This window comes from Massilia sp. LMS1-1-1.1, assembly GCF_040815535.1.
Taxonomy (GTDB): domain Bacteria; phylum Pseudomonadota; class Gammaproteobacteria; order Burkholderiales; family Burkholderiaceae_D; genus Janthinobacterium; species Janthinobacterium aestuarii.
Genome location: NZ_JBFPNG010000056.1, coordinates 142,293 through 153,924, shown reverse-complemented (window position 1 = coordinate 153,924; position 11,632 = coordinate 142,293). Strand labels below are relative to the sequence as shown.

The following is an 11,632-nucleotide window of genomic DNA, read 5'->3' as shown; positions in this document are numbered from 1 at the left end:
CTGGCTGCCTGGATGCGTTGGCGGGCGGCCATCCAGAGCGCCCGCCCGCAGGCGGGCGCGGAACCGCCGCTTACTGCGAGTTCGAGGTAAAGGTGGCCAGCACGAAGCCCGTGTAGGAATACACGGTGCCGCCGTCGACGATGTCGCCGTCGAGCAGCACGTTATACAGCCCCGTGCTTTGCGGCGAGTAGCTGACCGTCAGGCCGGCTTTCCACGTGACGACGCCATTGCCCGTGTCGCGTGCCAGCTTGGCCGTGGTGAAACCGGTGCTGACGCTGGGATTCCAGTACGTGGTGCGGCCCTGGAACTGGAAGGCGATGCCGGTCTGGTTGTTGCTGTCGCTGCTGGCGATGGACAGCGCGATGCTGTTCGGCGTGGTGTTGGTGGTGACGCTTTGGCCGGCGGCCAGCGTATGGTTGGTGACTTCGACGCGAGGTAAGTTGGACATGACATTCTCCATGAGGTGATATCGGCCTGCACTTGCGGTGGGCGCCCCGTGGCCGACAGGTCCGGGGCAGTTGGGTAAGTCGGTGGAAAAGGTATTGCAACAGCTTGGCGGCCATGCCATAAAAATGTGGCAGGACAATATGCCATTTCAAATAAAGGCAAGACATTTGATATTAATCAATCCGAAATTGATTAATATATTTTTTTATTTTCTTATTTGAAAAATGGTTTCCGGCCATTCGGAATATAACCATGCCGGCTCTTGCGCATCACGAGTAGCGATTCTATGCTTATTTTTTTGCGCGATTCTCTCGAATTGTCGCAAAGGCAGCAATGGTGCGGCATCCGGGCGCGGCGCGCGAATGCACCGCCGGCAATTTCGCGGCGACAGGCAAATCGGACAGGGAATGTAATTGAATATAAACGGTTTATTGAATTAAATAGATGCCATGCGCCGCTTTATTGCGCGGCCGGCGCGGGCAGGACCGGGCAGCGTTCAAAAACGGCTATTACCTTGCCAGTCAGCGTGTACTGCGTGCCGTCATCGAGGATGGGGCCATCGATGAGGATTTGATATTGCTGCGGACCGAGCGCCTGGAAACGCAGGGTCAGTCCTTTCTGGAACGTCACGATGGTATCGCCGCGGTCGGCATCCAGCTGCAGCAGGATAGTCGCTGTCGACAATAAAACCGTCCAGTACGCGGTGCCGTTGGCGCGCAGCGCCACCAGGGTGTTGTCGTTGATATCGTTGCTGGCAGTGGCGATGGCGTCGCTGTTGACCGTCAGCGCCATGGTTTGCGGCGCCCGGCACGCCGGTGCCGGTTCGGCCAGCTGGCGCGCCAGCACCGGGGCGTCGCCACCGAGCGATAGCAGCAGCACGGCAGCCAGCCAGGGGCCGCGCCAATTCAGCTGATACATGGTGGAGGTGGTGTCCCGCGCATGCGGCCCATCGTAGCGAAATTCGGCCGGAAGAGCAAACGCATGCCAGCCGCAGCGCATCGCCATGGCCGCCATCCCCATCTGCTATCATCGTGCCGTTTTGGCCGGCGCCGCGGGCGCCGCTCCGGTTTTTATGCAAGGAAAAAAATGAATAATCGCATTTCCCTGCTGCGCCAGCGCGGCGTGCAGGACAGCGGCAAGGTGGGCATGATCGAGCTGTTCTTCGATCTCGTGTTCGTGTTTGCCGTCACACAACTGTCGCACGGCTTGCTGGCCCACCTGAGCGCCATGGGCTGGCTGCAGACTGGCTTGCTGCTGATGGCCGTCTGGTGGGTGTGGATCTTCACGTCGTGGATCACCAACTGGCTCGACCCCGAGCGCATTCCCGTGCGCATCTGCCTGTTCGCGCTGATGCTGGGCGGCCTGATCATGTCGGCCTCGATCCCCGAAGCGTTCGGCACGCGGGGCCTGGCTTTTGCGGGCGCCTACGTCGCCATGCAGGTGGGGCGGCCCCTGTTTGCCTGGTGGGCCGTGCGCCATGAAGCGCTGTCGCGCCGCCGCAATTTCCAGCGCATCGCCTTGTGGGCCGTGTTGTCCGGCATCTTCTGGATCGCCGGCGGCATCGCGTCGCCCGAACAGCGCATCTTCTGGTGGGTGCTGGCACTGGCGATCGACCTGGCCGGCCCTTGGATGCAGTTCGGCTTGCCCGGCCTGGGCCGCTCGACGACGGCCGACTGGGACGTCGATGGCAGCCACATGGCCGAACGTTGCGGCCTGTTCGTCATCATCGCTCTCGGTGAATCCCTGCTGGTGACGGGCGCCACGTTCGCGGGCCTGGAATGGACGGCCGCCAACTGGCTGGGCTTCCTGTCGGCCCTGATCGGCAGCATCGCCATGTGGTGGATTTATTTCGATACAGGCGCCGAGGCGGGCCACCACCGTATCGCCCACTCGAAAGACCCGGGCCGCATCGCCCGCAAGGCCTACACGTATATCCACGTGCTGATCGTGGGCGGCGTGATCGTCAGCGCCGTGGCCGATGAACTGGCCCTCGTGCATCCGGACGAAGCGAGCTTCGCCGGCATCAGCGCCTTGCTGGGCGGCCCGATCCTGTATTTGCTGGGCAATGCGCTGTTCAAATGGGTCAGCAGCGAGCGCGCCGCGCCGCCGCTGTCGCATCTGCTGGGCATCTTGATCATCCTGGCGCTGATCCCGATGGCCTACGGCCGCCTGTATTCACCGTTGACCCTGGCCTGCATCACCAGCTGCGTGCTGGTACTGGTGGCCGTGTGGGAACATATGGCGCTGCGCCGTCCACCGCCGGACATCGATCCCTGATGCCAGCTTAGCCGGGCGGCGCGATGCCGTCCGGATCGCTGCGCGTATCGAGCTGCAGCTGCAGGAATGCCAGGTCCAGCCAGGCGCCGAACTTGGTGCCCACCTGGCGCATCAATCCCACTTCCTCGAAGCCTAGTTGCTTGTGCAGGGTGATCGAGCCGGCATTGCCCGCCTCGATGCCCGCCACCATCACGTGCTTGCGCAAGCCGCGCGCCCGCGCTATCAATTCCACCATCAGGGCCTTGCCGACGCCGGCACCCCGGCGATCAGCGCGCACATACACGGAATGCTCGACCGTATGGCGGAAACCCTCGAACGGGCGCCAGTCGCCGAACGAGGCGTAGCCAGCGACAGTTCCTTCCGCATCGATGGCGACGAGCACCGGATAGCCGGCCCGCTGGCGGTCGGCCAGCCAGGCGGCGCGGTTGGCCGCATCGACCGTGCGTTCATTCCAGATGGCCAGGGTGTTGCTGACGGCATCGTTGTAGATGGCCAGTATGGCCTCGATATCGCCCGCATGGGCGTCGCGTATCTGCATGTTGCTCTCCTCGTCAAGCGTCTACTATAATGGACAAATCATAGATTGCCGCTCACCGCTTGTCCAATAAAATCCGAATGGAAGCCGATACATGTCCACTAAACCAGACGAATTGAATCAGCGCATCGGCGCCAGGGTGCGCCTCGAGCGGGAAAACCTGGGCTGGTCGCTGACGGACCTGGCGGCCCGCTCGGGCGTATCGCGCGCGATGGTGCACAAGGTGGAGCGGGGCGACTGCAGCCCCACGGCCACCTTGCTGGCCCGGCTGTCGGGCGCTTTCGACCTGAGCATGTCCGAACTGATCGCCCGCGCCGAGATGCGCGCGGGGCGTTTGCTGCGCAAGGCGGAACAACCGGTGTGGACCGACCCGCAGAGCGGCTATCTGCGGCGGCACGTGTCGCCCGCGTCCGACATGCCGCTCGACCTCGTGCATATTACCTTGCCGCCGGGCGCCGTGGTGGCCATGCCGGCCGCCGCCTATGTGTCGCGGCGACAACTCATATGGTCGCTCAGCGGCAGCCTCGTCTTCATCGAAGGAGACACGCGTCACGTGCTGGACGAGGGCGATTGCCTGGAACTGGGTCCGCCCGCCGACTGCGTGTTCAAGAATGAAACGGCCACCGCCTGCACCTACGCCGTGGCGGTATTGAAGAACAGCTGAGCTTAAACCAGCGTTACAGCGCTACCGCGCGCAACTGGGCAATGAAGGCGCGCGCGGCGGGCGCCTGTTCGTGGCGGCGGAAGGCCACGGCGATTTCCGAGCTGATCTGCGGCCCTGCCAGCTCGCGGAACACCACGCCCGGCAATTGCACGCTGGCCATCACGGAATGGGGCACGATGGCGCAGCCGACCCCCAGCGATACTTCCGTCAGCACGGCCACCAGGCTGCCCGGGCGCGACACCACTTGCGCCGCAAAGCCGCCGCGCCGGCTCACTTCCAACGTTCCCAATTCCTGTTCCGGCACGATGAACGCCTGCTGTGCCAGCGCGGCCGGCGCCGCCGGGTCAGACAAAGCCAGCAGGCTGTCCGCCTGCACGGCCAGCACGAAGCGGTCGCGCAGCAAGACCACGCTGTCCAGTCCGTCCGGCAAGTGCAGGGGCGGGCGCACGAACGCCAGGTCGACCCGGCCCTGGTCCAGCAAGCCGGGCAGGGTATCCATCGCGTATTCGCGCGCGCCGATGTGGATGCCGGGATGGCTGGCACGAAAGCGGGCAAACTGGTCCTGCAGCACGCCGGAATAGGCGGCCGAAGCCACGTAGCCGATTTCCAGCCGTCCCAGTTCGCCCCGCCCGGCGCGCCGCGCCACTTCCTGCGCCTGCGCCAGTTGCCCCAGCGCCCGCGACGCTTCCAGCACGAACAGTTCGCCTGCCGCCGTCAGGGACACGGTGCGCTTGCTGCGCTGGAACAGCCGCGTGCCCAGAAGCTGCTCCGTTTCCTGCACCTGCTTGGTCAGCGCGGGCGGCGAAATACCGAGTTCCACGGCGGCCCGCGCGAAGTGCAGGCTGTGCGCGACGGCCAGCACGCAGCGGAAATGCCGCAGTTCCATGTCTTTGTCTGTATTCACCATGGGTAAATTATAAGGCGCTTGTCTTATAACAGGAAATAATACAAGCGTGCTTACAATCGGGACATGAAAAATACCAACTGGACTTTATATACGTGCTCGGGCGTCTGCGCGCTGATCATGCTCGACACCAACGTCGTGGCCGTCTCCCTGCCGTCGATCGCCCGCTCGCTCAACGCCAGCTTCGTCGACGTGGAATGGGTGGTCAGCGCCTACATGCTGGCGTTCGCCTCGTTCCTGCTGCCGGCCGGCAGCATCGCCGACCGCCTGGGCCGGCGCAGGGTGATGCTGTTTGGCCTGGCCGTGTTCGCGCTGGCGTCGCTGCTGTGCGGCCTGGCGTGGACGCCGTTCGTGCTCAACGTGGCGCGCGCCATCAAGGGACTCGGTGCCGCGCTGCTGCTGACGTCCGCCTTGGCCGTCATCGGCCACACCTTCCATGCGGAAAAGGAGCGGGCGCGCGCCTGGTCCGTGTGGGGCGCGGCCATGGGTGTGGCCATGACGGTGGCACCCCTCTTGGGCGGCCTGATCACGAGCGCCATCAACTGGCGCTGGATTTTCTACCTGAACCTGCCTGTCGTTGCCATCCTGATGTGCCTGGTAGGCAAGCACGTGGACGAATCGAAAGATGCGTCCAACGCCAGTTTCGACCCGCTTGGCGCGGCATTCTTCTCCGCCGGCCTGTTCGCCATCATCTGGGGCTTGATCGACGCCAGCGTGGCGGGCTGGGCCAGTCGCGCCACCGTGCTGCGCTTTGTGGCCGGTGCGGCCCTGCTGGCCGTGTTCGTGCTGGTGGAACGGCGCCAGCGCGCACCCATGGTCGATCTGTCGCTGTTTGGCCGCCGCGTGTTCGTCGGCGCCGTGCTGGGCATGTTCGGCTATGCGATCGCCGCGCAGGTGATGATGACCTTCCTGCCGCTGTACCTGCAGAACGCCTTCGGCTTTTCCGCCGTGCTGGCCGGCTGCGCCATGCTGCCGTTTGCCGTCGCCATGGTGGTGCTGTCCCGTCTGGCGCCGCGCGCCATGCGCCATCTGGACGACCGCGGCATCTTAGTGACGGGCTTGCTGATCGTCGCTGTCGGCAACGTGGCCACGGCGCTGGCCGCCGACAGCCTGCAGTATGGCTGGGTGGCGGCGGGCATGATCGTCACGGGCGCGGGAGCGGGATTGCTCAACGGCACCACGCAAAAAGCCATCCTTGCCTGCATCCCGCGCGAGCGCACGGGCATGGGCTCGGGCATCAGCACGACGACGCGCTTTGTCGGCATCGTGCTGGCCGTGGGCGCCTTGGGCGCCGTGCTGGCCATGCGCACGGCCGCTTCGTTCGACAAATTGGCGTGGCTGCACGGCTTGAAGGCCTCGCCCGAAATGATAGGACGCATCGTCGCCGGCAACGCGGCCGACGCTTTCGGCCAGCTACCGCCCGCGATGCAGGCCGTGGCGCAGGAAGCGGCGCGCCACGCCTTCATCGACGGTTTTGCCAGCGTGCTGTACCTGGCTGGCGGACTGGCGGCCGTGGTGGCGGCGCTTGTATTCGTGCTGGCGCGGCCGCTGGAAAAAGTGTAACTGTTCAGCAATATCCGCGTGTGCAGCCTGCACTTGTAATATGATGCCAGCGAGCAATACATGGCAATCATATAACTACCGCAGGTAATCACATGCGCAGAAAACGGATCATTATTACCAGCGTGCTGGTGGCAGTCATCGGCGTGGCCGCCCCCCTGAGCCTGGCCTTCTATCTGTCGTCCGTGCGCGCGGAGCAGGGCGAACAGGAACGCCTGCGCCTGCTGGCCGGCTACGCGCTCGAGCGCGCCCACCGTTCGATCGCTTCGGCCAGCATGGCCTTGCGCAGCGCCGATGCGCTGGACCTGGCGCCGTGCTCGGAAGCGCATGTCCAGCAATTGCGCCGCATCACCATCACCACGCGCAGCATCGACGATATCGGTTATGTGGAAAACGGCTTGCTCAAATGCACGTCGAACGGCATCGAGGAAGCGCGCATCGCCGTCACGCCCGCCGACTTTACCCTCGACAATGGCATGGGCCTCGATTTCAACCTGCGTCCCGTCGTCAGTGGCGGCAAGCGCATGGTGGGCTTATCCTACCGCGCCTATAAGGTGCTGATCGATCCCGTGCGCTTTTCCGACGTCATCGTCGACAACGACATCCAGATGGCCGTGGCCATCGGCAAGGGCGGCGTGCTCGACACCTTGCACCATCCGGACCCGGCACTGGTCAAGACCCTGCTTGACGGCAAGGAAGCGATGGGCAACCTTGCCCACGAGGACAGCATCCATGCGATGCTGTACCGCGATGGCTTGACGGCCGTCATGATCGAGCCGCGCAGCAAGCTCAGCGAGAGGCTGCGGCGCGAACAGTTGCTGCTCTTGCCGCTGGGCCTGCTGATGGCCGCCTTCATCGTCGGCATCGTCGTGTGGCTGTCGCGCCGCCGGCTGTCGCTGCGCGGCGAACTGGAAACGGCCGTCGAGCGGCGTGAATTCTTTGTCCACTATCAGCCGATCATCGCGCTCGATACGGGCGTGTGCGTGGGCGCCGAGGCGCTGATACGCTGGCGCCGTCCCGACGGCAGCATGATACGGCCCGACCTGTTCATCCCCGTGGCCGAAGAAGCCGAACTGATACTGCCCATCACGGACCAGGTCATCGCTTGCGTGATCGCCGACATGCGCGCCGCGCTGCTGGCTGACCGCGAGCTGCATATCGCCATCAACCTGTGCGCCAGCGATATCGAAACGGGGCGGGTGCTCGACGTGCTGGAACGCGCGCTGGCCGGCACGGGCATCGAGGCGCAGCAGATCTGGCTGGAAGCAACCGAGCGGGGCTTCATCAACGTGGAAGCGGCCCGCGCCACCATCGAAAAGGCCAGGGCACGGGGCCATGCAGTGGCCATCGACGACTTCGGCACCGGTTATTCCAGCCTGTCGAGCCTGCAAAACCTGCCGCTCGACGCCTTGAAAATCGATAAATCCTTCGTCGACACCATCGGCACGGACGCGGCCACCAGTAGCGTCACGCCGCACATCATCGCCATGGCCCGCACCTTGAACATGCTGATCGTGGCCGAAGGCATCGAAACGCAGCAGCAAGCCGATTATCTGCTGGAACGCAAGGTAGAATTCGGCCAGGGCTGGCTGTTTGCGAAAGCGTTGCCGGCCGCGGAATTCCTCACATTTTACCGGGCGCGCCGCGCGCCATCGTCCACATGAAACAGCCACGCTTTCCCTATCCCTTGCAGCCGCTGCGCGTCCCCGGCGGCTGGCACATCACCGTCAACACCCTGTTCGAAGTGGAGCCTGGCCCTGATACCATGCAATGGTTCAGCAGCGCATTGCTGCTGTGGGGCAGCTGCCGCGACACCGGTTACTGCTTCAATTCGCATTTTGAACCGGAGGACGATCCGCAGGGCGAATTCGTGCTGGAGATGGGCAAGGTGGCATACGACCGCCACGGCAAGATCGTCCAGGGCAGCGATGCCTTCCTCGGCGAGTTTCGCACGCGCAGCAAGGCGGCGTTTGTCGCCCGGGTCGAGCAATTCATGCGGGACCCGGCAGCTTGATTTTTACGGCTTGCGCGGCAAGACCACGTCCTGTCCACCTTGCTTGAGCACGGCGCCGGCGATCTTGCCCGCGGCATCGCGTGTAAATGCCAGTTCCGCCTCGATGGCGCGGAAGAAAAACTGATCCTTGGCGCTGGCAAACAAGGGGGCTGATCCGAGACCCGTGCCGGCCGCCTCCAGGCCGTGCTTGCCCAAGGTCACCGACAACGTGAATTCCTCGCCCAGCGGATACTCGCCCACGTACTCGGCCAATGCTGCGCGCGGCAGCGCGATGGCGGCCAGCGGCTTTTTCAGCGGCGGCAACGGTGTGCCGGGCAGCAGGGCGGCCAAGCCCAGCGCATCGACCTCGCGCACCGTGTTGGTCAGCACTATCACACCCCGCTTGCCGTCCGTTGTGAACGCCGCATAGCTGGCATAGCCGCCGGTCTGGCCGTTGTGCCAGGCGTAGGTCTGACCCTGTTGCTGTTCCAGCAGCCAGGCCAGTCCGATTTTCGAGCCGCTGTCGGGCGCCAGCGGACGCTGAGGCTGGATCGCCAGCGCATACGGGCGCAGCGGCTTGAACATATACGCTTGCAAGTAGGAAATCATGTCGCGCGCGCTCGAATACACGCCACCGGCCGGCGCCACCACGTTCATATTCCATGCCGGCGTCAGTTCGCCCGACAGCAAATGGCCGGGCGCCAGGCGCGCCAGCATGCCGTGCGTGGGCTTGTTCGAGGTGGAACGCATGCCCAGCGGCACGGCGATGCGCTTTTGCAGCAGCGCCTCAAAGCTGGTACCGGCCTGTGCCGCCAGGGCCGTACCCAGCACGGCGTAGCCGATATTGGAGTATTCAAGTTTCGTGCCCGGCGCGTACGGCAGATGATAGGCGGCGAGAAACTGCCGCTGTTTGGCTTCCGTGTAGTCCGCATACGGATTGGCCGGGTCCTTCGGCGCGAAGTTGTCGGGCAGGCGCGGCAGCGAGGAGTAGTGCGTGGCCAGGTCGAGCAGGCTGATCGTCTTGCCCTCGAACGCAGGCACCGTATAGCCGGGCAATAATGCCGCTACCGGCTCGTCGAGTTTGACCTTGTTTTGGACGACGGCGTCGGCCAGCAGCAAGCCCGTCATGGTCTTGGTGACGGAACCGATCTGGTAGACGGTATCGGCGCCCGGCTTGATGTTCTTGCCGGCATGTACGCTGCCAAAGCCGTACACGGCGCTGTCCTTGCCATCGATGATGGCGATGACGATGCTCGCGTGCATGCCCGTGCGCGTCAGCTCTTCCGCGCGCTGGCGCACGGCGTCGTCCAGTACGGGAGCGGCCAGTGCGGCGCTGCCGAGCAGGCAAAGGGGGAGAAAAGTGAAAGCGGGTGTCATGGGAGCCTTGTCCTGGGTGGGCCGAATGCACGCCAGTGCCTCGATAAGATGTCTGGCATGTCAAGTGAAGGATACGGCGCCAACATGAAGGTCGCCTGAGTTTTATGGCATGCTTATCGGCTTGGCAATGCTTGTGCCTGCTCAATTGTCAGCCGCCGGCGCTTCCAGAAAATCCGCCAGCTGCGCGCGCATGCCGTCGACCATGTCTTGCAGCAATTCGCCGCGCCGCCGCGCATCGGCGCGCTTTCTCGATGGCACGCCGGCCAGATCGGGCGCACGGTAAGGCGCGCAGGGCAAGTGATAATTGCCGTCGCGCATACGCAAGGCGTGCAACTCCTGCCAGGCCAGGTCGTAGTCGGCGGCGATATGGCGTCGGCGCCGCGCATTCAGGGCGATGCGGTTGTCATTGCTGATCAAGAACAGGTTATTGCAGGCAAAAAAATCGCCGAAATCGCGCAAGGCCGCGACCATCAGGTTTTTCGGGCGGCAACCGTGCAGCGCCCGCGTGGCTTCCTTGACGGCCAGCTTGCCCGCCTCCGAGCGCAAGCCTTGCAGCGCGCCCAGCTGCAGCGAAACGCCATCGGCGCGCGGCACGAACAAAAAACTGGCCAGGTACAGGGGCTGGCCGTCGCGCGTCAGGCGCAGGCACAGTTCGCCTTCACGGTAGCTGTCGTGGATAGCCGTCAGTTGCAAGCGGTACGGCGCCCCATCCTTGCCTTCAAACGCTGCCAGCACCACGGGCCCGCGAGCGGCCCGCTCGACCAGCGCGCGGGCGCCCGCTTGCCACAGGAAACGGTAATGTCCCTCCAGCAAGGCCAGGCGATCCGCGCAACCGAGCTGGCGCGAGGCGTAAGGGCGGTAAATCTTGAAGCGCAGGCAAGGATGCAGCTGCGCCAGCGAGTGCAGGCCCGGCATGCTGCCCAGGAAAGCTTGCCAGCGCGAGCGCTGGCGGGGAAAGAAGAGGGCGCCCAGCGCCGCTTTCAGGCGGTGGCCGCTGGCGGTAGGTGGTATCACTGCGGGTAGCACGGCGGCACCGTGGCGCAGGGTTAAAGCGATGTCATTCATGGTTCTGCCGGTAAAGAGCAGGCGCTGCACAATGAGAGCCTTGCCAACATCAATGCTACGTGGGCCGGGTGAAGTTCATATTAAGAAGCTATCCCATGGGTATTTAGAGGATGGCAACTAAACATTTGCCTTCTGGCAATGTGGACGGTTATGCTCGCCGCACCTTGACTCGATGACTGACGCCTTTCATGAACCACCGCCATTTGCTTGCCATCCCCGTATTGCTCGCGACACTGGGCGCCCACGCGCAAGACCGCACGGCCGATCCTTTGGCGCCCTTGGCGCAATGCATCAACCGCAGCCAGTTCCAGTTCAGGACGCAGGACCGGCTGCCAGCCGGTGCGACCACGCGCATCGTCAAGATGGCGGCGGGGGATAGGCAGATATCGACGGCCGATGGCTATCGGCTGATGCTGTTCCGCAAGAGCAGCTTGCCTTTCGTGAATCTGAAGATCGAACGCAGCGCCGAAGGCCAGTTCGCGGCCGACCGCGAGACCATCGTGGCGCAGATGCGGGAAATGGCCGCCAGGGGCAAGCTGCCGCACCAACTGCCGCTGGAAACGGACGCGCGCGATGGCGTGGAAGTGCTAGGATTGAATAACGCCAGTATCGCGCAAGCGCAGGGCATCATCAGTTTGTATACCCTGCTGCACGCCGCCAGCGGCACGGTCGCCACCGCCTACCTGCTGAACCAGCCGGCCGATCCGCGCGACTTTGCGACGGATGCGCAATACCAGGCACTGCGCACCCAATTGATTGCCTCGCTTGTCAGCTGCATGGCCGACCCTGCGCAGTAAGGCAAGCGGGCAG

General features: G+C 64.1%; 12 protein-coding genes. 6 read left to right on the top strand and 6 right to left on the bottom strand.

The genetic code is table 11. The features are described from left to right. Nucleotides 1-70 precede the first annotated feature (70 nt). Both MRBLMS1_RS25420 and MRBLMS1_RS25415 read right to left on the bottom strand, forming a co-directional pair. Nucleotides 71-448: a hypothetical protein gene (locus tag MRBLMS1_RS25420; protein WP_456149721.1), complete on the bottom strand. Its 378-nt coding sequence runs from the start codon at nt 446-448 to the stop codon at nt 71-73. 458 nt (nt 449-906) lie between these two features. Beyond that, nucleotides 907-1,452 carry a hypothetical protein gene (locus MRBLMS1_RS25415; RefSeq protein ID WP_485882895.1) on the bottom strand — a complete coding sequence of 182 codons (546 nt, stop codon included), beginning with the start codon at nt 1,450-1,452 and terminating at the stop codon, nt 907-909. Between the two features lie 81 nt (nt 1,453-1,533). On the opposite strand from MRBLMS1_RS25415, the gene MRBLMS1_RS25410 reads away from it, so the two are divergent. After that, nucleotides 1,534-2,724 (top strand): low temperature requirement protein A, encoded by a 1,191-nt coding sequence (locus MRBLMS1_RS25410; RefSeq protein WP_485882893.1) that lies wholly within the window; start codon nt 1,534-1,536, stop codon nt 2,722-2,724. A 7-nt stretch (nt 2,725-2,731) separates the two neighbouring features. Here MRBLMS1_RS25410 and MRBLMS1_RS25405 read toward each other — a convergent pair whose 3' ends face one another. Further along, nucleotides 2,732-3,262 carry a GNAT family N-acetyltransferase gene (locus MRBLMS1_RS25405; RefSeq protein WP_485882891.1) on the bottom strand — a complete coding sequence of 177 codons (531 nt, stop codon included), beginning with the start codon at nt 3,260-3,262 and terminating at the stop codon, nt 2,732-2,734. Nucleotides 3,263-3,353: 91 nt separating this feature from the next. On the opposite strand from MRBLMS1_RS25405, the gene MRBLMS1_RS25400 reads away from it, so the two are divergent. Next, a complete protein-coding gene (locus MRBLMS1_RS25400) occupies nt 3,354-3,923 on the top strand; it encodes a helix-turn-helix domain-containing protein (protein ID WP_485882889.1) in 570 nt (189 codons plus the stop codon). Between the two features lie 13 nt (nt 3,924-3,936). On the opposite strand, the gene MRBLMS1_RS25395 is transcribed toward MRBLMS1_RS25400, so the two are convergent. Continuing rightward, nucleotides 3,937-4,830, bottom strand: a complete 894-nt coding sequence (locus tag MRBLMS1_RS25395; RefSeq protein ID WP_485882887.1) for a LysR family transcriptional regulator — start codon at nt 4,828-4,830, stop codon at nt 3,937-3,939. A 63-nt stretch (nt 4,831-4,893) separates the two neighbouring features. Here MRBLMS1_RS25395 and MRBLMS1_RS25390 point away from each other — a divergent pair, with 63 nt between their 5' ends. From MRBLMS1_RS25390 to MRBLMS1_RS25380, 3 genes are all read left to right on the top strand, one after another. Beyond that, nucleotides 4,894-6,390 carry an MFS transporter gene (locus MRBLMS1_RS25390; protein ID WP_485882885.1) on the top strand — a complete coding sequence of 499 codons (1,497 nt, stop codon included), beginning with the start codon at nt 4,894-4,896 and terminating at the stop codon, nt 6,388-6,390. Nucleotides 6,391-6,482: 92 nt separating this feature from the next. Then, on the top strand, nt 6,483-8,051 hold the full coding sequence (locus tag MRBLMS1_RS25385; protein WP_485882884.1) for an EAL domain-containing protein: 1,569 nt from the start codon (nt 6,483-6,485) through the stop codon (nt 8,049-8,051). Next, entirely contained in the window at nt 8,048-8,401 is a 354-nt protein-coding gene (locus MRBLMS1_RS25380) for a hypothetical protein (RefSeq protein WP_485882882.1), read from the top strand. Before MRBLMS1_RS25385 ends, MRBLMS1_RS25380 begins: the two co-directional genes overlap by 4 nt. Before the next feature lie 3 nt (nt 8,402-8,404). Here MRBLMS1_RS25380 and MRBLMS1_RS25375 read toward each other — a convergent pair whose 3' ends face one another. Then, nucleotides 8,405-9,757: a serine hydrolase domain-containing protein gene (locus MRBLMS1_RS25375; protein WP_485882880.1), complete on the bottom strand. Its 1,353-nt coding sequence runs from the start codon at nt 9,755-9,757 to the stop codon at nt 8,405-8,407. A gap of 141 nt (nt 9,758-9,898) precedes the next feature. Next, a complete protein-coding gene (locus MRBLMS1_RS25370; protein WP_485882878.1) occupies nt 9,899-10,822 on the bottom strand; it encodes a VirK/YbjX family protein in 924 nt (307 codons plus the stop codon). Nucleotides 10,823-11,010: 188 nt separating this feature from the next. Here MRBLMS1_RS25370 and MRBLMS1_RS25365 point away from each other — a divergent pair, with 188 nt between their 5' ends. After that, on the top strand, nt 11,011-11,619 hold the full coding sequence (locus MRBLMS1_RS25365; RefSeq protein WP_485882876.1) for a hypothetical protein: 609 nt from the start codon (nt 11,011-11,013) through the stop codon (nt 11,617-11,619). The last annotated feature ends 13 nt before the right edge of the window (nt 11,620-11,632 follow it).

What these genes read in the sequence shown, in the direction of transcription:
- MRBLMS1_RS25380 (WP_485882882.1), top strand. Translation starts at nt 8,048, where the DNA reads ATGAAACAGCCACGCTTTCCCTATCCCTTGCAGCCGCTGCGCGTCCCC.
- MRBLMS1_RS25405 (WP_485882891.1), bottom strand. Translation starts at nt 3,262, where the DNA reads ATGCAGATACGCGACGCCCATGCGGGCGATATCGAGGCCATACTGGCC.
- MRBLMS1_RS25395 (WP_485882887.1), bottom strand. Translation starts at nt 4,830, where the DNA reads ATGGTGAATACAGACAAAGACATGGAACTGCGGCATTTCCGCTGCGTG.
- MRBLMS1_RS25385 (WP_485882884.1), top strand. Translation starts at nt 6,483, where the DNA reads ATGCGCAGAAAACGGATCATTATTACCAGCGTGCTGGTGGCAGTCATC.
- MRBLMS1_RS25420 (WP_456149721.1), bottom strand. Translation starts at nt 448, where the DNA reads ATGTCCAACTTACCTCGCGTCGAAGTCACCAACCATACGCTGGCCGCC.
- MRBLMS1_RS25415 (WP_485882895.1), bottom strand. Translation starts at nt 1,452, where the DNA reads ATGGCGATGCGCTGCGGCTGGCATGCGTTTGCTCTTCCGGCCGAATTT.
- MRBLMS1_RS25365 (WP_485882876.1), top strand. Translation starts at nt 11,011, where the DNA reads ATGAACCACCGCCATTTGCTTGCCATCCCCGTATTGCTCGCGACACTG.
- MRBLMS1_RS25390 (WP_485882885.1), top strand. Translation starts at nt 4,894, where the DNA reads ATGAAAAATACCAACTGGACTTTATATACGTGCTCGGGCGTCTGCGCG.
- MRBLMS1_RS25400 (WP_485882889.1), top strand. Translation starts at nt 3,354, where the DNA reads ATGTCCACTAAACCAGACGAATTGAATCAGCGCATCGGCGCCAGGGTG.
- MRBLMS1_RS25410 (WP_485882893.1), top strand. Translation starts at nt 1,534, where the DNA reads ATGAATAATCGCATTTCCCTGCTGCGCCAGCGCGGCGTGCAGGACAGC.
- MRBLMS1_RS25375 (WP_485882880.1), bottom strand. Translation starts at nt 9,757, where the DNA reads ATGACACCCGCTTTCACTTTTCTCCCCCTTTGCCTGCTCGGCAGCGCC.
- MRBLMS1_RS25370 (WP_485882878.1), bottom strand. Translation starts at nt 10,822, where the DNA reads ATGAATGACATCGCTTTAACCCTGCGCCACGGTGCCGCCGTGCTACCC.